The organism is Nocardia sp. NRRL S-836 (assembly GCF_001279525.1).
In the GTDB taxonomy this organism is placed as follows: Bacteria; Actinomycetota; Actinomycetes; order Mycobacteriales; family Pseudonocardiaceae; genus Lentzea.
In genome coordinates this window covers 13,244-36,241 of the sequence record NZ_LGDY01000120.1, presented here as the reverse complement: position 1 = coordinate 36,241, position 22,998 = coordinate 13,244, and the positions used below count along the sequence as shown (strand labels likewise).

At 70.0% G+C, this 22,998-nt stretch carries 22 protein-coding genes; 11 read left to right on the top strand and 11 right to left on the bottom strand.

All coding sequences use genetic code 11. The annotated features are described in order from the left end of the window. Positions 1-54 precede the first annotated feature (54 nt). Together ADL03_RS31295 and ADL03_RS31290 are read left to right on the top strand one after the other, a co-directional pair. Positions 55-465 (top strand): hotdog fold thioesterase, encoded by a 411-nt coding sequence (locus ADL03_RS31295; protein ID WP_231642514.1) that lies wholly within the window; start codon positions 55-57, stop codon positions 463-465. 76 nt (positions 466-541) lie between these two features. After that, positions 542-1,714: a lipase family protein gene (locus tag ADL03_RS31290; protein WP_063798766.1), complete on the top strand. Its 1,173-nt coding sequence runs from the start codon at positions 542-544 to the stop codon at positions 1,712-1,714. Between the two features lie 50 nt (positions 1,715-1,764). Here the strand turns inward: ADL03_RS31290 and ADL03_RS31285 are convergent, their stop codons facing one another. From ADL03_RS31285 to ADL03_RS31265, 5 genes are all read right to left on the bottom strand, one after another. Further along, positions 1,765-2,481 carry an ABC transporter ATP-binding protein gene (locus tag ADL03_RS31285; protein ID WP_053737187.1) on the bottom strand — a complete coding sequence of 239 codons (717 nt, stop codon included), beginning with the start codon at positions 2,479-2,481 and terminating at the stop codon, positions 1,765-1,767. Then, positions 2,478-3,284, bottom strand: a complete 807-nt coding sequence (locus ADL03_RS31280; RefSeq protein ID WP_063798765.1) for an ABC transporter ATP-binding protein — start codon at positions 3,282-3,284, stop codon at positions 2,478-2,480. Before ADL03_RS31280 ends, ADL03_RS31285 begins: the two co-directional genes overlap by 4 nt. Beyond that, positions 3,281-4,990, bottom strand: a complete 1,710-nt coding sequence (locus ADL03_RS31275) for a branched-chain amino acid ABC transporter permease (RefSeq protein ID WP_053737186.1) — start codon at positions 4,988-4,990, stop codon at positions 3,281-3,283. Before ADL03_RS31275 ends, ADL03_RS31280 begins: the two co-directional genes overlap by 4 nt. Further along, positions 4,987-5,901: a branched-chain amino acid ABC transporter permease gene (locus tag ADL03_RS31270; protein ID WP_053737185.1), complete on the bottom strand. Its 915-nt coding sequence runs from the start codon at positions 5,899-5,901 to the stop codon at positions 4,987-4,989. Before ADL03_RS31270 ends, ADL03_RS31275 begins: the two co-directional genes overlap by 4 nt. Positions 5,902-5,978: 77 nt before the next feature. Then, positions 5,979-7,205, bottom strand: coding sequence for a branched-chain amino acid ABC transporter substrate-binding protein (locus ADL03_RS31265; RefSeq protein ID WP_063798764.1), 1,227 nt, complete (start codon positions 7,203-7,205; stop codon positions 5,979-5,981). A 225-nt stretch (positions 7,206-7,430) separates the two neighbouring features. Between ADL03_RS31265 and ADL03_RS31260 the strand changes: the two genes are divergently transcribed. Next, the gene (locus ADL03_RS31260; protein WP_157529507.1) at positions 7,431-9,062 is read left to right on the top strand and encodes a hypothetical protein; all 1,632 of its coding nucleotides are present in this window, start codon (positions 7,431-7,433) and stop codon (positions 9,060-9,062) included. Here ADL03_RS31260 and ADL03_RS31255 read toward each other — a convergent pair. The 4 genes from ADL03_RS31255 to ADL03_RS31240 form a co-directional block, all read right to left on the bottom strand. Continuing rightward, positions 9,043-9,654, bottom strand: a complete 612-nt coding sequence (locus ADL03_RS31255) for an ANTAR domain-containing response regulator (RefSeq protein WP_053737182.1) — start codon at positions 9,652-9,654, stop codon at positions 9,043-9,045. The two genes, ADL03_RS31260 and ADL03_RS31255, sit on opposite strands and share 20 nt — an antisense overlap. Positions 9,655-9,696: 42 nt before the next feature. Beyond that, a complete protein-coding gene (locus ADL03_RS31250) occupies positions 9,697-10,515 on the bottom strand; it encodes a hypothetical protein (RefSeq protein ID WP_053737181.1) in 819 nt (272 codons plus the stop codon). A gap of 197 nt (positions 10,516-10,712) precedes the next feature. Continuing rightward, a complete protein-coding gene (locus ADL03_RS31245; RefSeq protein ID WP_053737180.1) occupies positions 10,713-11,312 on the bottom strand; it encodes a hypothetical protein in 600 nt (199 codons plus the stop codon). Then, on the bottom strand, positions 11,309-11,662 hold the full coding sequence (locus tag ADL03_RS31240; RefSeq protein WP_053737179.1) for a PLDc N-terminal domain-containing protein: 354 nt from the start codon (positions 11,660-11,662) through the stop codon (positions 11,309-11,311). Before ADL03_RS31240 ends, ADL03_RS31245 begins: the two co-directional genes overlap by 4 nt. Before the next feature lie 383 nt (positions 11,663-12,045). Between ADL03_RS31240 and ADL03_RS31235 the strand changes: the two genes are divergently transcribed. Continuing rightward, a complete protein-coding gene (locus ADL03_RS31235; RefSeq protein ID WP_053737178.1) occupies positions 12,046-13,629 on the top strand; it encodes a thiamine pyrophosphate-binding protein in 1,584 nt (527 codons plus the stop codon). Positions 13,630-13,775: 146 nt separating this feature from the next. Next, positions 13,776-14,261 carry a DUF664 domain-containing protein gene (locus ADL03_RS31230; protein WP_053737177.1) on the top strand — a complete coding sequence of 162 codons (486 nt, stop codon included), beginning with the start codon at positions 13,776-13,778 and terminating at the stop codon, positions 14,259-14,261. Between the two features lie 41 nt (positions 14,262-14,302). Here ADL03_RS31230 and ADL03_RS31225 read toward each other — a convergent pair whose 3' ends face one another. Next, complete coding sequence (locus ADL03_RS31225; RefSeq protein ID WP_053737176.1) at positions 14,303-14,836, bottom strand: PH domain-containing protein; 534 nt, start codon at positions 14,834-14,836, stop codon at positions 14,303-14,305. A gap of 133 nt (positions 14,837-14,969) precedes the next feature. Next, a complete protein-coding gene (locus ADL03_RS31220) occupies positions 14,970-15,887 on the bottom strand; it encodes a LysR family transcriptional regulator (RefSeq protein WP_053737175.1) in 918 nt (305 codons plus the stop codon). Positions 15,888-15,968: 81 nt separating this feature from the next. Between ADL03_RS31220 and ADL03_RS31215 the strand changes: the two genes are divergently transcribed. The 6 genes from ADL03_RS31215 (at position 15,969) to ADL03_RS31190 (ending at position 22,995) form a co-directional block, all read left to right on the top strand. After that, positions 15,969-17,453 (top strand): aldehyde dehydrogenase family protein, encoded by a 1,485-nt coding sequence (locus ADL03_RS31215; RefSeq protein WP_053737174.1) that lies wholly within the window; start codon positions 15,969-15,971, stop codon positions 17,451-17,453. Positions 17,454-17,810: 357 nt separating this feature from the next. Then, positions 17,811-18,971, top strand: a complete 1,161-nt coding sequence (locus ADL03_RS31210; protein WP_053737173.1) for an FAD-binding oxidoreductase — start codon at positions 17,811-17,813, stop codon at positions 18,969-18,971. A 10-nt stretch (positions 18,972-18,981) separates the two neighbouring features. Continuing rightward, on the top strand, positions 18,982-20,100 hold the full coding sequence (locus ADL03_RS31205; protein WP_197288802.1) for a Glu/Leu/Phe/Val dehydrogenase: 1,119 nt from the start codon (positions 18,982-18,984) through the stop codon (positions 20,098-20,100). Next, a complete protein-coding gene (locus ADL03_RS31200) occupies positions 20,097-21,176 on the top strand; it encodes a CaiB/BaiF CoA-transferase family protein (RefSeq protein ID WP_053737171.1) in 1,080 nt (359 codons plus the stop codon). The genes ADL03_RS31205 and ADL03_RS31200 overlap by 4 nt, the downstream gene beginning before the upstream one ends. 1 nt (position 21,177) lies before the next feature. Then, the gene (locus ADL03_RS31195; protein WP_053737170.1) at positions 21,178-22,338 is read left to right on the top strand and encodes an acyl-CoA dehydrogenase family protein; all 1,161 of its coding nucleotides are present in this window, start codon (positions 21,178-21,180) and stop codon (positions 22,336-22,338) included. Positions 22,339-22,446: 108 nt separating this feature from the next. Beyond that, complete coding sequence (locus ADL03_RS31190; protein WP_197288801.1) at positions 22,447-22,995, top strand: TetR/AcrR family transcriptional regulator; 549 nt, start codon at positions 22,447-22,449, stop codon at positions 22,993-22,995. Positions 22,996-22,998 lie beyond the last annotated feature (3 nt).

Genomic DNA, 22,998 nt, shown 5'->3' with positions numbered 1-22,998 from the left:
GAGCCCGAGTCTAGGGTGGTGGTCTGACAGTTTCGCTTGAGCCCTGGAGCGCACGTGATCGGCGACCTGCCCACCGAGTACGCAGACGAGCAGTTGCACACCCGCATGGGCATAGAAATCACCCAATGGGATGTCCAGGAGATGATCGGCACCATGCCGGTCAAGGGCAACCGCCAGCCGTTCGGGTTGTTGCACGGCGGCGCGAACGCGGTGCTCGCGGAGCAGCTCGGCTCGGTCGCGGCCACGATGCACGCCGCGTCGTTCGGCTCCATCGCGCTCGGGCTGGAACTGTCGTGCACCCACCACCGCGCGGCGCGCGAGGGGATCGTGACGGGTGTGTGCCGCCCGCTGCACCTCGGCCGGTCCACGGCGACGTTCGAGATCGTCGTCTCCGACGAGGAGGGCAAGCGCACCTGCACCGCCCGCCTCACGTGCATCATCCGCGCGAAGGCGCCCGGAGCCTGAGCACTGCGGTAAACCCCACCCCGGTTGTGCGGTCAGCCCCAGTGTGCTCGATCTTGGTCAGGGCCATCGTCGAGTCATGACCTCGACACGAACAGCGGTGGCCGCGATGTGTGGAATCGCGGTCGCCGCCCTGGTCCCGGCCACGGCCTGGGCCGGTCAGCAGACCCGCGGGTCCGTCGTAGCCGTCACGGCGGTGTCCACGATGGACTCGACGCAGGTCGCCGCGCACCTGCGCGACCGGGGGCTGGACTCGTCGCGCGTGCGCTTCGGCGTGGACGCGCAGCGGATCGTCTACCGCACCGTCGACCCGCGCGGGAGGCCGACCACGGCCAGCTCACTGGTCGTGGTGCCGCGCGACGGCGACAGGTCACCCGGCCAGGTCGCCTGGCTGCACGGCACCACCGGGTACCGGGGCGCGGTCGCCTCGGTGGCCGACGGCAACGACCGGGCGGCCGCCGTGCTGTTCGCCTCGGCCGGTCACCTCACCACGGCCCCCGACTACCTCGGCCTCGGCACGGGCCCCGGCCACCACCCCTACCTGGACGGCCCGTCGACGGTCACGGCGTCGGTGGACGCGTTGCGCGCGACCGGGGAGTTCGCCGCGCGGCGCGGTCTGCGGCCGGACCGGAGGGTCTTCCTCACCGGCCACTCGCAGGGCGGCCACGCCGCCATGGCGCTGGGCCAGGCCCTGCAACGGGGTGCCGGCCGCGGGCTGGAGCTCGGCGGCCTGGCACCGATCAGCGGGCCGATGAGGCCGAGTGCGCTCGTGCCCAAGGCGGCGGACGGCCAGATCGCGAACGGTGTCGCGTACATGGCGTACTGGACGGTGGCGTGGAACCGGCTCCACCACCTCTACGACGACCCAGCGGAGGCGTTCAACGACCCGTCGGTCGAGGCGCTGTTCGACGGCGACCACCGTCACGAGGAGATCTTCGCGACGCTGCCGCACACCATGCCCGAGCTGCTCACGCCGTCCTACCTCGACCGGGTCAGGAACCCCACCGGCGTGCTGCGGGCGAAGCTGCGCGAGTCGGACGGCTACTGCGACTGGCGTCCACGCGTCCCGGTGACGATCTACTCGTCCACCGGCGACAGGGACACGCTGTTCGAGACCTCGGCCTACTGCGACGGGCGCCTGCGGCAGCACGGCGCCCGGAGCACGCTGATCGACCTCGGGGCGGACGTGGACCACGGCAGGGCCGCCAAGCTGGCGCTGCCGCGCATCCTCGCCGGCCTGGACCGCGGATAACGGAAACGGGGCGGAGGAAAGTCCTCCGCCCCGTTCACCCGGCAACTAGCTCAGTGCGACTCACCGAGGTACGCGTCGCGCACCCGCTGGTCGGCCAGCAGCTGGTGCCCCGGACCGTCCAGAGTGGTCCGTCCGAGGTCGATCACGTAGCCGTGGTGCGACAGCGCGAGAGCGGCCAGCGCGTTCTGCTCCACCAGCAGAATGGTGGTGCCGAGCGACTGGAGCTCCTTGATGGTGTCGAAGATGCGCTGGGTCATGATCGGCGAGAGGCCCATGGAGGGCTCGTCGAGCATGAGCAGGCGCGGCTTGGACATCATCGCGCGGCCGATGGCGAGCATCTGCTGCTCACCGCCGGAGAAGAGGCCGGCCTTGTTGTGCCGGCGCTCGCCCAGGACGGGGAACAGCTCGTAGACCCGGTCCATGTCGGCCTGCACGCCGTCGTCCTTGCGGACGTAGGCGCCGAGCTGGAGGTTCTCCTCCACGGTCATCCGCGGGAAGAGCCGCCGGCCCTCCGGCGAGTGCGAGATGCCCATGCCGAGGATGGCGTGCGCCGGGTCGTTGTGGATCGGCTTGCCCTGGAACAGGATCTCGCCGGACGCCGGGCGCAGCAGACCCGAGATGGTGCGCAGGGTCGTGGTCTTGCCCGCACCGTTCGAGCCGATCAGCGACACGATCTGGCCGGCCTCGACCGTGAACGAGATGTCGCGGACGGCCTCGATCGCGCCGTAGGCGACCGAGAGGTTGCGGACTTCGAGCAGCGGGCTCATGCCTGCTCTCCCTTCGCGGCCTCGATGTCGTGCTCGACTTCCTCCGGCGGCTTGCCGAGGTAGGCCTCGACGACCCGCGGGTCCGCCCGCACGACCTCGGGGCTGCCTTCGACCAGCAGCTCGCCCTGCACGAGCACGGAAACCGAGTCGCACAGCCCGAAGATGAACTTGATGTCGTGCTCGATGACGACGACCGACACGCCCGTCTCGCGGATGCGGAAGATCAGCTGCTGCGTCGCTTCCGTCTCCTGCGGGTTCATACCCGCGGTGGGCTCGTCCAGCAGCAGCACGGCCGGGTCGGTGGCCAGCGCGCGTGCGATCTCGAGACGGCGCTGGTCGCCGTACGGGAGGTTGCGCGCGAGCTCGTCGTCCGGACCGCCCAGGCCGACGAAGTCCAGCAGCTCACGGGAACGCTCGCGAGCGGCCTTCTCACCGCGGTGGTAGGCCGGGCCGTGGAACAGCGACGCCAGCGGGCCCTGCTTCATCCGCACGTGCCGGCCCACCATGACGTTCTCCAGCACGGTCATGCTGGGGAACAGCCGGATGTTCTGGAACGTGCGGGCGAGGCCCGCGTCGGTCACCCGCGCCGGGTCGCCGGGCAGGACGTTGCCCTTGAGCAGCACCTGACCCGTGGTCGGCGTGTACAGACCCGTGAGGCAGTTGAAGAACGTCGTCTTCCCCGCACCGTTCGGGCCGATCAGGCCGACGATCTTGCCCTCGTCCAGCGTCAACGTCACGTTCTTCAGCGCCTTGAGGCCACCGAAGACCATCGAGACGTCACGCGCCTCCAACACCGGCGTCACGCCTTCGCCTCCTTCGGCAGCTCGTCGACGTGGGTGCCGTCGACGTTCTCATCGGCCAGCTCCGCGCGCCGGTGCGCGTCGGGGATCAGGCCCTGAGGACGGAACCGCATGATCAGCACCAGCGCGAGGCCGAAGATCATCAGGCGGTAGTCCTCGAAGTCGCGCAGCTTCTCGGGCAGCACGAACAGCAGCGCCGCACCGAGCACGGCGCCCGGGATCGAGCCCATGCCGCCGAGGATGACCGCGGCGAGCAGCGTGACCGACTCGAGGAACTTGAACGACTCGTAGGACACGGTGCCGTTCTTGTGCGCGAACACCGCACCGGCGAGACCGGCCAGCATGGCGCCGATGAGGAACGCGAGGATCTTCATCTTGCCGGTGCGGATGCCCATGGCGCGGGCCGCGTCCTCGTCCTCGCGGATCGCGATCCAGGCCCGGCCGATGCGGCTGAACTTGAGGTTCGCGAACACCGCCATCGTCGCCCCGACCAGGAGCACGATCAGCACGTAGTAGAGGACACCGGCGGGCAGCTTCACCGCGCCGATCGACAGCTGCTTGTTGAACTCGGCACCGAACAGCGACAGCTGCGGGATGCCCGGGATGGCGTTGGAGCCGTTGGTCAGGCCACCGATGTCGTTCTGCGCGGAGCGGGTGAAGATCTCACCGAACGCCAGCGTCACGATCGCCAGGTAGTCACCGCGCACGCGCAGCGTCGGCGAACCGACGATGGCGCCGAAGATGCCGGCCACGACCGCCGCGATGACCGCGGCCACCGGGAACGGCAGGTCGATGCCGAAGTTCGCGGCGGCGGCACCGGAGAAGTTCGCCGCGACGAGCGCGCCGATGCCCATGAACGCCACGTACCCGAGGTCGAGCAGACCGGCGAGACCGACCACGATGTTCAGGCCGATCGCGGTGGCGGCGTAGATGCCGATGTTCGCCGCGACCGTCATCCAGTACTCGTTGCCGGCCTCGGTGAACGGCAGCAGCAGCGCACACGCCAGCAGCACGATGACGCTGAAGACGCGGTGCTCTTCGGACAGGTGCGAGATCCACCTGGTGTAGCCGATGGCGTTCAGCGCCGCGAGCAGGCCGCCCGCGAAGCCGAGGAACGCCAGGAAGATGGCTCCCGCGTACGGGTTGCCCGCGCCGACACCACCGGTGGTCAGCATCGCGGCGACGGCGTAGAGCACCGCGGCGAACGACACCAGCAGCACCAGGTAGGCCAGCGGCGTGCTCAGCTTGATCTTCCAGTCGCCGGGCGGCGTGATGCCGATGCCGTACCCGGCGAGGATCACCAGCACACCGGCGACGACGCCGGCGATGCTGCCGAACGCGACCACGCCCTTGTACGCGGTGATGGCACCGAGGCCACCGCCCTTGACGACGAGGTAGATGCCGTTGATGGCCGCCACCGACAGCACGCCCCAGCCGAGGGAGCGCACGACGCGGCCCTTCGACGGGGTCGGCGCGAAGGTCGCGACGAGCACGAGCACGCCGAGCACCAGCATGTGCCAGCGGAACCCGGTGAGTGCGAACGGCGCGTCGAAGAACGCCAGCGTGGACTTGTCCGGCCACACCCCGTCATTGAGCGGGAACGTGACCCACGGCAGCATGGCCGCGACGATCGACAGCACACCGCCGACGGCCGCGAACGGCTTGCCCAGGGGCGCGAGAGCGGAGCGCTTCTCAGCAGTCGTGGTCATGCGCGCACCCTTTCCGGCTCGCCGAACAGACCCTGCGGGCGGAAGACGAGCACGAGGATCAGCACAACGAAGATCCAGACGTAGTCGTACTGAGTACCGCCCGGCATGTACTGGCCGGCCAGGGTCTTGATCAGACCGATGATGAACGCGCCGATGACCGCGCCGCGGATGCTGCCGACACCGCCCAGCACGGCCGCCGTGAAGGCGAAGATGCCGTTCTGGAAGCCCATGTCGATGTTGATGTTGTTCAGGTAACCGCCGAACATGACGCCCGCGACGCCCGCGAGGACGGCGCCGAAGATGAACGTCAGCACGATCACGCGGTCGGGGTTGATGCCCATGAGCTTCGCGGTGTCGGGGTCCTGCGCGGTGGCACGCATCGCACGGCCCATCCGCGACCGGTTGATGTAGGTCTGCAGACCGATCGACAGGCCGACCGACAGCACGACGAGCAGCACACCGGTCCACGGCACGCTGATGGTGCCGAGGGTGAAGTTCCCGGTCGGGAAGACCTTCGGGTAGGGCAGGTTGGACGTGGCGTCGGGGTACCAGACGCGCACGGCCTCCTGGAGGAACACCGAGACACCGAGCGCCGTGATGAGCGGCGCGAGCCGGGGCGCGTTGCGCAGCGGCCGGTAGGCGAAGCGTTCCATGATCACGGCTACGACGACCGCGACCAGGATGCCGCCCAGGAACATGAGCGGCAGGGCCACGGCAGGCGACTTCTTGAGGTCGTCAGGAAGAAGCGTGAACGTGGCGAGTCCTCCGTACGAGGACACCATGAAGACCTCGCCGTGGGCGAAGTTGATCAGCTGGATGATGCCGTACACCATCGTGTACCCGAGGGCGATCAGGGCGATCAAAGCGCCCTGCACGACCCCGTTCGCCAGCTGTTGGAGCAGGACTGACACGACTACCTCCGTAGACGGCGGGGGCGAGCAAACTTCGCCCGCCCCCGCCGCAGCCTCATTTAATGATCAGTAGTCGGTCAGCCCGTGAACTCACCGGTCTGAACGTCGTCCCACTTGGTGCCGGCGACCTGGTACACGGTCAGGACCTTGTTGGTGCTGTCGCCGTACTGGTCGAACTTGACCTCACCGGTGGCGCCGGAGCCGCTGTAGGAACCGACGTTGGTCAGCATGGCGTCACGCTTCGCGTCGCCCCACTCGCCACCCTCGACGGTCTTGGCCAGCGCGCCGATGATCGAGTTCGCGGCGTCGTAGGAGAACGCACCGTAGGCGGCGTAGTCCTCCTTGCCGAACTTCTCCTTGTACGCGGTAACGAACGCCTTGGCGGTGGCCAGCGACTCGGTCGGCGCACCGACGGAGGTGGCGAGGTCGCCCTCCTTGCCGCCGAGGTCGATGAACTTCTGGTCGTAGATGCCGTCGCCGCCCATCAGCGGAACGTTCAGGCCACCGTCCTTGAGCTGCTTGGACAGCGGGCCGGCGGCCGGGTACTCACCGCCGTAGTAGACGGCCTCGGGCGCGAGCGCCTTGATCTTCGAGACGACACCGGAGAAGTCCGTGTCCTTCTCACCGATCGTCTCGGTGCCGACGATCGTGCCGCCCTTCTTGGCGACCTGCTTCGCGAACTCGTCCGCCAGACCCTTGCCGTAGGTCTTGCCGTCCGTGATGATCGCGATCTTCTTCTTGCCGGCCTTCTCGACCATGTAGTTGGCCGCGAACGGGCCCTGCAGGTCGTCGGTGGCGCAGACCCGGAAGTAGTTGTCGAACTGGCGCTTCGGGGCCGTCAGGAAGTCGTTGCCGCGGCTCAGCGACGGGTTCGTGTTCGCGGGCGAGACCTGCGGGATCTTCTTGTCCTTCAGGATCGGCTGCACCGTCTGGGCGACCGACGAGTTCAGCGTGCCGACGACGCCGACGACGTTCGGGTCGGTCGACAGCTTGGTGGCCGCCTGAGCGCCCTTGGCCGGGTTCGCCTCGTCGTCCTGAGCGGACACCTGGAGCTTGTAACCCTTGACCGTGCACTTCTTGTTGGCCTCGTCCACGGCGAGCTCCGCGGACTGCTTGATGCCGATACCGAGAGCCGACAGGTTTCCGGACAGCGGAGCGACGACGCCGACGGTCAGCGTGCCCTTCGACGTGTCGCAGCTGCCCCCGGTGCCGCCCGCCTCGGTCTTGTCATTCGTGCCACAGGCCGCGACGACGAGCAGCGTGGCGCCGACGATCGTTGCGGACTTCACAAGGTGCTTACGCACGTGAGTCCCTCCTCTATCCGTGCTCCCTGCGGTGGCGAGTTCTCCGCGCACCGCTCCACGCCCCTCTGCTGAGGGATGGCCGGACCCTAGGCGCTGACTGTGACCGCAGTCATCAACGCCAATGGGCTCGTGACCATAACGCAACTCGGCGTTATGTTTTGTTTAAGGAAAGTCACCTAGCGTAACCGAGGTTCACTCTTTGGACTGCTGCCATAACCTGGGCGTATGACTCCCCGTCGTCGTTTGGTTGCGGCCATCGTGGCCGCCGGGGTGCTGGCCTCGGCGGTCCTGGTGTTGCGCGACCCCGGCCCGGATCCGCGAAACCCCAGCTCGGGGCCGGTGCGACTGACGAACTACGCGGCCGACTACGTCAAGCGGGAGCCTCCTTCAGGGCCACTTCTGCCGCCGTCCACCGTCTGGAGCAGTGACGGACGGGTCCAATGGACGCCGGTGCCGGGTGCGGCGGGCTACGAGGTGTTCGGCCGGCTGGTCACCTCGCCCGAGGTGGCGGGCACGGGCATGCCGGACGTGCGGGCGGTCGACGCCTCCGGGCAGCGGTCGGCACCGGCGCGGGCGCGGGAACGCGCAGGTGACGACGGGTCGTGGCGGCAGCGGGTGCTCGGGTTCCTGGAGGACTTCGACGACCCGCGGGTCGAGCGGCGCTTCCACCTCAGCGGCCGGCGCGGGTGCGTGAACGCGTCCGTCGGCTCCGGCCGGCTCGTGGTCGACACGCCGTGCGGCGAGGGCACCGTGGTGCTGCGCGCCCGTTCGCCGCTGGTGCTCGCCGACGCCGACGAGCTCGGGCGGGTCGCGGTGGTGACGTCGGCGGCGGGACCGCACGGCCGGCTCGTGGTCGACCTCGTGCCCGGCACGCCCGATCTCGCCGGTCCGGTGCCGCCCGCCGGTGCGCTGCGGGTGGTGGTGGACGACTCGGTCGCCGGGACGCGCGGGGCGGGTGTGCCGCACCGGTTCGAGGTGGTGCTGACGCGCGGCGGTGTCCGGGTGCTGCAGGACGGTGTGGAGATCACCCGGTCGGCCGCGGTGCCGACGTGGCGTGCGGCGAGCGTGCTGGTCGGCGTGACCGCTCCCCCTGGCCGGCCGGGGCGGGTGGAGGTCGACACCATCGGGATCTCGGGCGCGCCACAGCCGATCGCGGACGTCACCGAGACGCCGATCGTGGCGGCGACGTTGCGCGTGCTGGAGCCGGAGGAGGAGGCGCCGGGTATCGGCGTGGCGCGCACACCGTTGCGAAACGCGCCCTCTGCCCGCCTGCGCGCCACGGTCCGGCTGGGCGACGGCGGCGACGTGAACGGCCTGGTCGCACAGCTGGGAACGGCGCGGATCCCGTTGCGGCCGGTCACCGAGGGCTGGTCGGCGGCGCAGGACGCCGAGCTCACCGTGGCCGGGGACGTGCCGGCCGAGCTGCTCGGGCCTGGCAACGACGCGCTGTCGCCGTTCGTGCTGCGGATGCCGGGCGCCTCCCAGGCCCAGGTGCTGGAGAGCTACCTGGAGGTGCCGGGCAGGTCGGAGGCGAAGCTGCCGGACGCACCGGAGCCCCCGCTGCCCGCTTTGCCGGTAATGACCGCTGAGCTGATCGGTGTGACCCCGAACGAGGCGACGCTGGTGGTGACCCTCGACGGCAGTGCGACGCCGTCAGTGGCGCCGGTGGCGGGCTTCGAGGTGTACGTGGATCAACAGCACGCCGCGACCGTGGCCACACCGGGTGGCGTCGGCGGCCGGCACGAGCTGCTCATCTCGCTCAAAGGCGGCCACGACGTCGAAGTCCGCCTGCGCCCCGAGGACCCGGGACGGCAGACGGACTCGATCTGGCTGGAGCTCAGCCGAAGTTCTCGATGACGGCCTCGGCCACGGCCTTCATCGTCGTGCGGCGGTCCATGGCGGTGCGCTGCACCCACCGGAACGCCTCCGGCTCGCTCAGACCCTGCTTGGTCATGAGGATGCCCTTGGCCCGTTCCACGACCTTGCGGGTCTCCAGCCGCTCGGTCAGGCCCGCGACCTCCTGCTCCAGTGCCGCGAGCTCGCTGAACCGGCTCATCGCCAGCTCGATCGCGGGCACCAGGTCCCGCTTCGCGAACGGCTTGACCAGGTACGCCATCGCACCCGCGTCACGGGCGCGCTCGACCAGCTCCCGCTGGCTGAACGCGGTGAGGATCACGACCGGCGCGATCCGGTTGCCCGCGATGTGCTGAGCGGCCTCGATCCCGTCGACCTTGGGCATCTTCACGTCCAGGATCACCAGGTCGGGGTTCAGCTCGGTCGCGAGCTTGATGGCCTCTTCACCATCAGCGGCCTCACCCGCCACGTCGTAGCCCTCCTCGCGCAGCATCTCCACGAGGTCGAGACGGATCAGCGCCTCGTCCTCGGCGACGAGTACGCGGGGGGCCTTGCGCGTGGCTTCGGACTGGGCCTCGGCAGCCTGCTGGGTCACCGGGGTCCTCCTGACGATCGTTCCTGCGGGCGAAAGCGCAGTCTACCGGCGCACCGGCCCCTGATCGGGCTCACCAGCCGTGATGACTGACACGAACTCCTCCGGCCACGGGTAGGAGCGCATGGCGCGGTCGACGTCCTGGGTGGGCGCTTCACCGCGGTGCAGGGAGATCTCGTGCCGCGTGCCGAACCGCGGGTGGTCGAGCTTCGCCCGCACGTCGGTCTCGGACGGACCACCCGGCCACTCGACGAACCAGCCGTCGCCCAACGGAAGTGCACGGAGCCAGCACGCGTCATGCCACAGGTGTACCCGGCGCAGGAGAGCGCTTCCAGTGGCCGCTTTCGCCACGTCCTCGTCCAGACCGCCGCCATCGGTGTACTCGACGCCGCGGAAGTCGTGCATCCAGCGCACGTACCGCATGCCCTGCTCCCACGCCGCCTGGTCGACACCGGCCAGGACCACGGACGCGTCCCCGGTGGTCAGCTCGGCCGAGCGCCGGTGCTGGACGTGGGTCAGGCCCGCGACGCCCATGCCGTAGCCGTCCTCGGTGCGTGGCAGCAGCTCGAACAGCAACGGCCCCAACGCTCGTGGCGCGAGGTGGAGCCTGACCGCCTCCCCCGGTTCCACCGTCCGGAACACGGGGGTGGGCGTGGTGATGCTCGCCGGCGGCATGAGCTGGACGACGCTCGCCGCGGTGCACGCCGCGAGCAGCACCTTGGCCTCCAGCTGCCGCTGGGCCTCGGTGGTCGCGTCGGGCAACGGCTCGCCGTCGCGCACGGCGGGCACCACCTGCGAGAGGTTCTCGCCCGTGTAGGTGCGCCGCAGATCGGCGAGCTGGTCCGTGGTGGACAGACGTGCCATGACAGCAGTCCTCGTTTCCGCCGCCCGGCTCGGCCGACAAGGACGCATGTGCACGCGTCTACGTGGTCGGTTCGCGATTCGTGAGCAGGAGTTGCTGAACTCTGCGACGGACTCCGCTCCACTGCCGGGAGAGCGGCTCCAGCCCCACGTCTGCTCGGACGCCACCGACCACGGTACCGGACCGGCGCACGTGATTCTCAGTCCGCTCCCACGATCAGCCGGTACCGCACGTCGACGGTGCGGCCCGGTGCCGTGCCCCGGATCTGCACCTCGTGCTCACCGGAGGCGGGCGGTGCGACCCACGCGTACAGGCCGCAGCCGACGGCGTCTACCCGGCCGACCGGGTTGTCGAACGGGTTGCCGGCCCGCGCCTCGTACGTGAACGGCGTGGCGGACACCCGTGTCAGCGGCTGCGTCGACCCGTCGACCAGCACCTCGCCCTGCGCGCCCTTCATCAACCGCTCGCATCCGGCGACGTCGGCGGCCAGGTTCACCACGGGCACCAGCAACGGTTTGTCGGCCGGCACCCGGCACTGCCGCTCGACCGGCCCGTCGCCGAGCGAGCCGGCCAGCAACCACACCTCCACGGGCTGGTCCCGCATGCAGAACCGGCCGGAGGTGTCGGTCACCGGGTTGGTGGTCGACGGCTGGCTGGCCCAGGTCCACCACCGCGCCTGGAACTCGGCGGGAGCGAGCCTGTCCGATGTGGACGACGGACTCGGCGGGGGTGCCGCCGTCCGGGCGCCGGACCCGCAGCCGGCGAGCAGAACAACCAAGAACAGCAGGACTTTCCTCACTGGTTCTCGCGTCCCTTGCGTCGTTGTTCCTCCGCGCGCTCACGGCAGCGGCGCAGGAACTCCTCGTCGTCGTCCGGGCTCGTGGCCGCGAACCGACCCGGCCGGTCGTACTCGCGGAAGGCGGGAGCGTCGCGGTCGAAAGCGGCGAGGCGCGCGCGTCCGGCCCCCACCGGGCGACCTGCCACCAGCCACGCGATCGAGCCGACCAACGGGAACAACAGGACCAGGAGAAGCCATCCGATCTTCGGCAGATTGCGAACGGAACCCTCGTCGGTCGTGATGACGTCCACGATCGCGAAGATCCAAAGACACAACGTCACCACGCCGAACAGCCCGCCGAAGTACAGCATCCCCACCCCCAGGTCCCACGTTCGCGCACATCGTGGCACAAACCGCCGTCACCTGAACATGGTTGGCTCGTCAATCAGGTCGCGGAATTGACGAAAGTGGCTCTGAGCAGCACGGTAAAAGCCGATCCGCCACGCATTCGACCGATGTTCGATTGACAGCCAATGGGTCCCGGTGCTGAATTGCGCTCATCTCGTGGCGCCTGTCCGGATTCCGTTATCGATTCGGCTCCGCCCCGAGGGCGGCCGACGAGTGGAATTCACGGCGAAGTGGCGCGGACGGGTCCCATTGCACTCCGGGTGGAGGCATCGACCGGACAGGGCTGAGCGCCAGAGCTGCTACACCCCCGTTGCCTGCGGGGTAAGCCGCCCTTAGCGTCCAGCCCATGCCCCAAGGTGCCGAAAGCCTGCTGAGGACGTTGGCCGCGCACGGCGTGGAGGTCGTCTTCGGCCTGCCCGGCGTGCACAACCTGGCCGTTTGGGAGGCACTGAGCGGCTCGGGCATCCGGATGGTCGGCGTGCGGCACGAGCAGACGGCCGTCTACGCGGCGGACGGGTACGCGCGGGCCACCGGACGGCTCGGCGTCGCGGTCGTCACGACCGGTCCGGGTGCGGCGAACGCGCTCGCCGCGACGGGCGAGGCCATGGCGTCGGGAAGCCCGGTGCTGGTGGTGGCGACGGACATCCCGAGCACGCTGCGGCGGCCAGGGGTGTACCGCGGCGTGCTGCACGAGACGCGGGACCAGCGGGCGATGTTCGAGCCCGTGACCAAGGCGGCGCTCGACGTGCCTGCGGCGGCCGAGCTGCCTGCGTACGTCGACCGTGCGGTCCTGCTCGCGACGCGCGGTGCGCAGGGACCGGTCTACCTCGGCGTGCCGACCGACTTCCTGACCGCCGAGGTAGCGGACCACCCGGCGACGACGACGGCGCCGGACCGCGCGCCGGTCCCCGATCTGACCGAGGCGCTGGCGCTGGTCGAGAACGCCGAGCGGCCGTTGCTGTGGGTGGGCGGCGGCGCGGCCCGAGCGGGGGCCGGTCCGGCCCTGGACGCGTTGAACGACAAGCTGAACGCACCGATCGTCACCACCTATGGCGCGCGCGGCATCAGCAACCACCCGCTCGCGGTGCGCGGGCCGGTGCACGCGCCCGCGGTCGGCGCGTTGTGGGACGACGCCGACCTAGTGATCGCGATCGGCACCGACTTCGACGGCATGATGACCCAGAACTGGTTGCAGCCCCGGCCGCGGAAGCTGCTGTCGGTCAACATCGACGAGGCCGAGCTGTCGAAGAACTACCCGGCCGACGTCGCGGTGCTCGGCGACGCACGGGACGTGACCGCGGCACTGGCCGACGCGGTCCCGGTCAAGAAGGCCGCCGTGGACGTGGAAAGCGTCAACGCGGCCGTGCGGCGGTTCGTCAAGGAGGACTCGCCGGAAGCGGCCGTGTTCCTCGACGCGATCCGGGACCAGGACGCCACGATCGTCGCCGACATGTGCATCCCCGGCTACTGGATCGGCGGCTTCCACCACGTCCGGGAACCACGCGGCCTCGCCTACCCGGTCGGCTGGGGCACGCTCGGGTTCGGCTTCCCCGCGGCGATCGGCGCCGCCGTGCACGGACGCAGCATCGCGGTGGTGGGTGACGGCGGGTTCCTGTTCGCGTGCGGCGACCTCGCGACGCTGAAGCAGGAGAACCTCCCGCTGACCGTCGTGGTGGTGGACGACGGCGGCTACGGGATGCTGCGCTACGACCAGAAGACCGCCGGCCACACGATCACCGGCGTGGACCTCACCCGGCCGGACTTCGCGAAGCTCGCGGAGAGCTTCGGCGTCCCGGCCGTCACGCTCGACGGGTTCGACGGACTCGCCGACGCGCTGACCACCCAGGGCCCCAACGTGGTCGTGGTCAACGCGACCCTGGAACCGCCGGTCAACACCTCCCCTCGCTGGTACCGCAAACCCGCCAACTGATCGTGGTCCCGCCAGTACCGGCCAAGGAGACGTGGGCTTGGAGATCTCGCTCCAGCGAGGACGACGGCAACAAGAACGGGTCGCGGCTCCGGCCACATGTCGTCCCACGACTGGGAACCATCGCGGACGGCTGACAAACTCGCCCGGTGACCCGAACCTGGCCCGAGAAGCACGCGACGGACGAAAGCGCACTCGCCTGGCAGTTCCTGGACTTCCTGCGCAAGACCGCCGTCATGAAGGTCGACGGCCTGACACGTGAGCAGGCGGCCGCGGCCCCGATCACGACGTCACCGAAGCTGACCGCCCTCGGCGTCCTCAAACACCTCGTCGCCGTGGAACGCTACTGGCTCGGCATCGCGGGCGCCGGCCTCGACCTGCCGTCGCTGTGGGAGGGCGACCCCGACCCGTCGTGGGACCTCGACCCGTCCGACACCCCCGAGTCGCTCATCGCCTCCTACCGCGCGGAGTGGACGAACGCCGACGCGCTCAAGAGCCACGGCCCGGACGCGGTCGCAGCCGACGGGAAGCGCACGGTGCGGTGGATCCTGGCGCATGTGGCGCAGGAGACCGCGCGCCACGTCGGCCACCTGGACCTGCTGCGCGAGCTCGCCGACGGCCAGACGGGCGAATAGCCCTCCGGCAGGCCACATCCGGCTGGCCAGGTCCGGACACGTCAGGTCCGGGCCACGCCCACCCAGGCCAGCACCAGCAACAGCGCGACCAGCCCCAGGAAGTGCCACGGGCACAGGTCGAGCCGCCTGCCCGGCACACCACCGTCGGGCGGCTCGGCCGGTCGATGCCGTTCGACGGCCGCGCTCACCTGGCGCTGCACCCGGCTGCCGCCCAGCGCGCTCGCCAGGGAGAACGCCCCGACGGCCACGTTGACCCGCTCCCCCGTCGTCAGCACCAGGTTGACCTCGCCGGTCACCTCGACCTCGCGCAGCGCCGTCCACGGCACCCAGTAGGCCCGGAACCAGTTGACCACCCGCACGCCGGTCTCGTAGACGTGCACGGCCGGGTGCGCGGACACCATCCAGCAGAACCAGATCAACGGCGCCATGGCCGCGATGAACTCCAGTTGCTCCGCGAATCCACCGCCAGGGAAGGGGTTCAGCAGCACGTAGGCCGTGCCGCCCACCCCACCGGCGGCCACGAGCCAGCCGAACGTGCTGTCGAACCTCCTGCGCAGCACCGCCTTCGCCTTCACCCGGCCATTGTCACCTCTCCCGGCCACAACGGCCGCAACGGCACGACCACACCGTCGAGCGCGTTGCCGACGATGACACCGGCGAACGGCATCACCGTCGAACGCGACGTGCCACAGACAGCGGTCCAGCGCGTCAGGGCGGACTCATGTACTGGCCCACAGCGTTCTCGCAGACCTGCTGCAGCGCGTGAACCGCGTCCCGCAACAACGGGTTGGTGTTCGCGGTCCGGTGCACGACGTGCACGTGCCGACGCAACGGCTTACCGCGCAACGGCATCGCGTGCGTGCCGCTGAGCGCCTTGTACCCGAGCGCGGGCACGAGCGCGACACCGACACCCGCCGCGACGAGCGACTGCACCACCTCGTAGTCGTTGCTGCGAAAGGCGATCCGCGGCGCGAACCCCGCCGCCGCGCACAGCCGGGTGAGGCACGTGGCGCCGGAGGTCCCGTCCCGTGACGCGATCCAGCGCTCGTCCCTGAGGTCCTCCAGCCGGACCGTGCTCTTCGCCGCCGGGTGCTGCTCGGGCACCATCACCAGCAACGCCTCGTCCAGCAACGGCCGCACCGTCAGCTCCTCCGGCCACGTCCGCGGAACGAGGTCGTAGGCGTAGACCAGCGCCAGGTCGAGCTCACCGGTCAGCACCAGCGGCAGCACGTACTCCGGCTCGCCCTCGTCCAGCCGGATCTCCGCGCCGGGCAGCTCGGCCGTGAGCCGGGCGAGCGCCCTCGGCACGACCCGCGACGACGCCGTGGGGAACGTGCCGATCCGCAACCGTCCACGCAGCCCCTGCACCATCGCCTTGACCTCGTGCTCGAACCCGTCGAACGCGGCCAGCAGCTCCGCGCCCCGGTCGGCGATGAACAACGCGGCCGAGGCCGGCCGGATCGAGTGCGCCTCGCGTTCGAACAGCGTCACGCCGACCGCCCGTTCGAAGGCCGAGACCTGCTGCGACACCGCCGACGACGTGTAGCCGAGACTGCGGGCCGCCGCCGCGAACGAGCCGGTCTTCACGACCTCGATCAGCGTGCGGAGATGCACCGGGTTGAGCACCAGGTCAGCTTATGCTCGACGTCGCCAGGTCTCGTTCTGCCGCCTCTGGCGTTCCGGTCGGGCGCCCGCCAGGGTGGAGGCATGTCCTACGTCTCCACGAACCCGTCGAACACCTCCGACGTGGTCACCGAGATCGAGCTCGGGACCAGCCGCACCTTCGTCGACGCGGCAGGGCGCGCGAAGGCGGCACAGCGCGAGTGGGCTCGGGTGCCCGCTCCCGTGCGCGGTCAGGTCATCGGCAACATCGGCCGCCTGGTCGAGGCCAACGCCGAGCAGCTCGCCCAGCTCGTGACCCGCGAGATCGGCAAGCCGATCGGGGAAGCCCGCGGCGAGGTGCAGGAGATCGTGGACACCTGCAACTTCTTCCTCGGCGAGGGCCGCCGCCTCTACGGGCAGACCGTCCCGTCGGAGATGCCCGACAAGCAGCTCTTCACCTTCCGGACCCCGGTCGGGGTGGCCGCCGTCATCACCGCGGGCAACTTCCCCGTGGCGGTCCCGTCCTGGTACATCGTGCCCGCGCTGCTGTGCGGCAACTCCGTCGTCTGGAAGCCCGCCGAGTACTCGGCCGCCTCCGCCCAGGCCTTCTACGACGTGTTCCAGGCAGCCGGCCTCCCGCCCGGCGTGTTCGAGATCGTCTTCGCGGAGGGCGCGGAGACGTTCTCCGGCCTGGAGCAGGCCCTGGGGCAGGGCCTCGTCGACAAGGTCGGCTTCACCGGCTCCAGCGAGGTCGGCGTGCGGATCGGCGAGCTCTGCGGCCGCCACCTCCAGACACCGTGCCTGGAGCTCGGCGGCAAGAACCCGATGGTCGTCACCGAGGACGCCGACCTGGAGCTCGCCGTGCAGGGCGCGCTCTTCGCCGGCTTCGGGTCCGCCGGCCAGCGCTGCACCTCGCTCGGCACGGCCATCGTGCACGAGTCGGTGTACGACGAGTTCCTGGCCCGCTTCACCGCGGCCGTGTCCGACGCCGTCGTCGGCGACCCGACCGGCGACGTCCTCTACGGGCCGCTGCTGGACGAGAAGTTCGCGCTGGCGTACGAGAAGCACCTCGGCTGGATCGGCGAGCACCACACGGTGCACGGCCCGATCGGGCGCATCACCTCCTCCCACCCTCGTGGCGGGTTCACGGGTACAGGCGGCCTCTTCTACCACCCGGCTGTCGTTTCCGGCGTTCGTCCCGACGACGAGCTGTTCCTGCAGGAGACGTTCGGCCCCATCGTGGGCGTGATGCGGTACTCGTCGCTGGACGAGGCCGTCGAGCTCGGCAACAAGCCTGGCTACGGCCTGTCCTGCTCGATCTACACCACCGACCCGAACAAGGCGTTCCGCTTCCGCGCGGGCATCTCCGCCGGAATGGTGAGCGTCAACAACTCGACGTCCGGGGCCGAGGCGCACCTGCCGTTCGGCGGAAACGGCAGGAGCGGCAACGGCTCCCGGCAGTCGGGTGTGTGGGTGCTCGACCAGTTCACCCGGTGGCAGTCCATGAACTGGGACTACTCGGGCAAGCTGCAGAAAGCGCAGATGGACACGCTCGAGATCGAGGCAGACCTTGACTTCCGGCTCGCCTAGCGCGGCCGGGAAGACCCAGCGGCCCGGTGGAGCCGGGCGCAGAGCCGGTGCCCTCGTTGCCGGTGGCGAGACGTCGAGTGCCTCGGCGAGCCCGGCTCCCGCTGCACCGGTGCAGCGGGTGTCCGGCGACTCGCTCCTGGCCGACGCGCTCGGGACCGACGCGGCACCACGAGATCGGAGGCCTGCCTTGAGCTGCGCCTCGTTCGACCACCACCGAGCCGGTGCCGTGACCGTCCCGGGAGGGACGACCGGCGACTCGCTGCCGCGGCAGAGGACACCTGCGCGGCGGCCCGGCGGTGTGGCGTCGGGCTCGATGTCCGCTGTGTCGTCGCGGCACCACGAGATCGGAGGCCTGCCATGACGTCCGGCTCAGCGGAGCTCCCTGCGCGGGCTGAGGTCGTCGTCATCGGTGGCGGGGTGATCGGCACGTCCATTGCCTTCCACCTCGCCGAGGCGGGCGTCCGCGATGTCGTCGTCGTGGAGAGGGACGAGCTGGGCTCCGGTTCCACCTGCAAGGCTGCGGGTGGAGTGCGCGCCCAGTTCTCCGACGAGCTCAACATCAGGCTCGGTGCTCGGTCTCTCGAAGCGTTCCAGCGCTTTCCGCAGCGGCCCGGGCAGGAGATCGATCTGCACCGGGTCGGCTACCTGTTCCTCCTCTCCTCCGCCGAACACGTGGCGGCGTTCGAGCGCAACGTCGACCTCCAGAACTCCCTCGGCGTGCCCAGCCGCATGCTGGCTGTCGAGGAAGCCCGGCGGATGTCTCCGCTGATCGAAACGGACGGCCTGCTCGCGGCGACCTTCTCGCCGGACGACGGACACTGCACGCCCGAGTCCGTGGTCCTTGGCTATGCCACCGCTGCCCGCCGGATGGGGGCCCGTTTCTGCACCAGAACTACCGTGCGATCGATACTAGGGACGGGGTCTGACATTTCCGGCGTCGTGACCGACCGGGGCACGGTGTCGACCGGCACGGTGGTCTGCGCGGCGGGCGCGTGGTCGCGGTCGATAGGCGAGATGGTGGGCCTTGACCTGCCGGTTTCCCCGTTGCGGCGGCAGGTGATGTTCACCGAGCCCATGCCGGAGTTACTCGATCGGGTGGTTCCCTTCACCATCGACTTCGGCAGCACCTTCTACTTCCACCGCGAGGGCCGCGGGCTGCTGTTCGGCATGTCCGACCCGGAGGAGACGCCGGGGTTCAAACTGGAGATGTCCGACGCGTGGCTGCCGCGGCTCACCGAGGCGATCGGCCGGCGAGCACCGGGGCTGCTCGACGTCGGCGTGCGCAACGGCTGGGCGGGGCTGTACGAGGTGACACCGGACCACAACGCGCTCATCGGCCGGGCCGGCCGGTTCTTCTACGCCACCGGGTTCTCCGGGCACGGGTTCCTGCAGGGGCCCGCGGTCGGCGAGGTCGTGCGCGACCTCGTGCTGGACCGCGAGCCGTTCGTCGACGTGTCCGGTCTGGACGTCTCCAGGTTCGCGGCCGACCGGACGCGGCCCGAGCTCAACTGCGTGTGAGGGAAGTGTGATGGACGTACTCCAGCTCATGGACGAGTGGGGACCCGAGAAGGTCGTCGCGGTGTCGGACCGGCGCACCGGCATGAAAGGCGTGCTGGTCATCGACAACACCGCGCGCGGCATGGGCAAGGGCGGCACGCGGATGAGCCCCGGCGTGACGGTCGGGGAGATCGCGCGGCTGGCACGGGTCATGACCTGGAAGTGGGCCGGTGTCGACCTCTTCTTCGGCGGAGCCAAGGCGGGAATCCGGTTCGACCCGGCCTCCCCCAGCAAGGAAGCGGCGCTGCGGGCGTTCGCGCGCAAGCTGTCGAACGAGGTGCCGCGCGAGTACGTGCTGGGGCTCGACATGGGGCTCACCGAGCGGGACGCGGCGATCGTCCAGGACGAACTGTCGGACCGCGGCGCTATGATGGGCGCACCGGCTCAACTCGGCGGCCTGCCGTACGACGAGCTGGGCGTCACCGGGTTCGGTGTGGCCGAGGTGGCGGACGAGCTGATGTCCCTGCGCGGCAAGAGGGTCGCGATCCAGGGCTTCGGCGCGGTGGGTGCAGCGGCAGCGAAGCGGTTCGCCGAACTGGGCGCGACCGTTGTCGCCGTCTCGTCGGTTCACGGCGCGGTGGTGGACACCGATGGCCTTGATGTCACACGGTTGTTGCGGCTGCGCGCGGAGTACGGCGACCTCGCGGTCGCGGAGTACGGCGCCGTGCGGGCGCTCGGCACCGAGTTGAGGGTGCCGTGCGACGTACTGGTGCCGGCGGCGGTGCAGGACGTCATCGACGCCGATCTCGCACGGGAGCTTGACACCGCACTGGTGGTCGAGGGGGCGAACCTGCCCACTTCCGTTGCGGCGCAGGAAGTTCTGGCCGCGCGCGGGATCACGGTGGTACCGGACTTCATCGCGAACGCCGGAGGTGTGGTCGCGGCGGCGTTCGGGATGGACGCGCGGTACTCGGCGTTCCCGGTGAACCCCGCGACGGTGCTGGAGACGGTGTCGGCGAAGCTGCGCGCGAACGCGGCGAACGTGCTGACCGAAGCACGCAACCGCGGCACGACAACACATGTGGCGGCAAGAGAAATCGCACAGCAACGCGTGCTCGCGGCGATGAAGCTGCGGGGGCGGGTCGCATGAGCTCGCTCGAAGGGGTGGTGATCGCCGACTTCAGCAGGGTGCTGGCCGCACCCTACGCGACCATGGTGCTCGGCGACCTGGGCGCCGAGGTGGTCAAGGTCGAGCAGCCCGGCCGTGGTGACGTGACCCGGACGTGGGGTCCTCCGCACCACGGGGACGAGGCCACGTACTTCTTGTCCGTCAACCGGAACAAGACGTCCGTGCAGATCGACCTGCGCACCGAGGCGGGCCGGGAGCAGGCGCGCGAGCTGATCGCGCGTGCCGACGTCGTGGTGGAGAACTTCAAGCCCGGCACGATGAGGAAGTTCGGGCTGGACTACGGGTCGCTGGGCCGCGACGACCTCGTGTACTGCTCGATCTCCGGGTTCGGCTCCGGCAAGGGTGCCGACCTGCCCGGCTACGACCTGCTGGTGCAGGCCGTCGGCGGGTTGATGAGCGTGACCGGTGACGGCGCGCCGGTGAAGACCGGCGTGGCGCTGGTCGACGTCCTGACCGGGCTGCACGCCTGCGTGGGTGTGCTGGCGGCGCTGCGGCACCGCGAGAAGACCGGGCTGGGACAGCTGGTCGAGCTCGACCTGCTGTCGGTGCTGCTGTCCAGCATGGTCAACCAGAGCGCGGGCTTCACGCTGGCCGGTGTGGTCCCGGAGCCGCTGGGCAACCGGCACCCGTCGATCGCGCCGTACGAGGTGTTCCCGACGGCCGACCAGCCGATCGTGCTCGCCGTGGGCAACGACCGGCAGTTCCGCCGGCTGTGCTCGGTGCTGGACGTGCCGGAGCTGGCGACCGATCCGCGGTTCGTGACGAACCCGGACCGGGTGGAGCACGTGGACGCGTTGTTCGACGTGCTCGCGCAACGGCTTCGGGCGTACCCGGCGCAGCACTGGTTCGAGACCCTGACACCGCTGGGTGTTCCGTGCGGGCCGGTCAACGACGTCGCGCACGCGTTCGCACTGGCCGAGTCGCTGGGCCTCGGTCCGACCACGACGATCGACGGCATGACGCTCGTCGCCAACCCCATCCGCCTGTCGCGCACGCCGGTCAGCTACCGGCTGCGCCCGCCGAAGCTGGAGCAGTGAAGTGCAGGACCCGTTGCAGTTGCTGGACATCCCGTCGTTGCTGAGCGACGAGGAGCGCGCCATCCAGGCCACCGTCGCGGCGTTCCTGGCCGACCACGTCCGGCCGCACGTCGCGGACTGGTTCGAGGAGGGCGTCCTCCCGCGCGAGCTCGCCGGGGAGCTGGGCAAGCTCGGCGTGCTGGGCATGCACCTGCGGGGGTACGGGTGTGCCGGCACGTCGGCGCTGGCCTACGGGCTCGCGTGCCTGGAGCTGGAGGCCGTGGACAGCGGCATCCGCAGCTTCGTGTCGGTGCAGGGCTCGCTGTCGATGTTCTCGATCTGGAGGTACGGGTCGGAGGAGCAGAAGCAGGAGTGGCTGCCGAAGCTCGCGGCGGGCGAGGCGATCGGCTGCTTCGGACTCACCGAGCCCGACCACGGCTCGGACCCGAAGGGCATGCGGACGCGGGCCGTGCGGGACGGCTCGGACTGGGTGCTCAACGGCACCAAGATGTGGATCACCAACGGCGGGCTGGCCGACGTGGCGACCGTGTGGGCGCAGACCGACGAGGGGATCCGCGGGTTCCTCGTGCCGCGGGGCACGCGCGGGTTCTCGACGCGGGACATCAAGCACAAGCTGTCGATGCGGGCCTCGGTCACGTCCGAACTGGTCCTCGACGACGTGCGGCTGCCGGACAGCGCCCGGCTGCCGGGTGCGACGTCGCTGGGCGCGCCGCTGTCGTGCCTGAACGAGGCCCGGTTCGGGATCGTGTTCGGGGCGGTCGGTGCGGCCAGGGACTGCGTGCGGACGGCGCTGGACTACGCCGTCACCCGCGTCCAGTTCGACCAGCCGATCGCGGCGTTCCAGCTGACCCAGCGCAAGCTCGCGACGATGTCGGTCCAGGTGAACAACGCGATGTTGCTGGCGTTGCACCTCGCACGGTTGAAGGACGAGGGCCGGCTCAAGCCGGAGCAGATCAGCGTCGGCAAGCTCAACAACGTCGAGGCGGCCATCGCGATCGCGCGGGAGAGCCGGACCGTGCTCGGCGCGAACGGCATCTCACTGGAGTACTCGCCGCTGCGGCACGCGAACAACCTGGAGTCCGTGCTGACCTACGAAGGGACCTCCGACATCCATTTGCTCTCCATCGGCCACGCGTTGACCGGAATCGCCGCATTCCGCTGATCTTCGCCCTATCCTGCACTGGCAGTTCGTCAAACGGCGTTCATTGGGGAGGACGTCCTGCCAGAGGACACGAGCGGCCGCAGCGACGCGCGCCGCAACCGCAGACGATTGCTGGACGCGGCGACGCACGTCCTGCGAGACGAACCGGCCACGGCGACGATGCAGTCCATCGCGCGTGCGGCGGCTCTTTCACAGGCGACGGCGTACCGGCACTTCCCGTCCGTGGAGGCGCTTGTCGTCGCCTACCACGAGGACGTCATGGCGTCGTTGGTCGAGCACGGCGAAGAGTCGCGCAAAACCGGCAAAGCGCTGTTCGAGCACCAGGTGGCGCAGTGGGTGAAGCTGCAGGGCGAGCACGGCCCGGTGATAGTGCGGTTCTGGTCCCAGCGCGGGTTCCTGGAACGGCTGCGCTCGTCCGACGTGACGGCCGCGCTGTGCTGCCGGGCGTGGGACCGGGCGTTGCGCGGGGTGCTGATCGAGCTGGAGTTGCCCGACCCGCTGCTGCCGGTGGGACGGTTCCTGCACAACGCGTTGTTCGACCCGCGCGAGATCCTCGATCTCACGAGAACCGCCGGGTTGTCTGACGAGCAGGTGGTCCGGCGGCTCTCGGACGCGTTCTACGGTGCGCTGTCGGGCTGGGCCCGGTCGGGGTGCTGACGG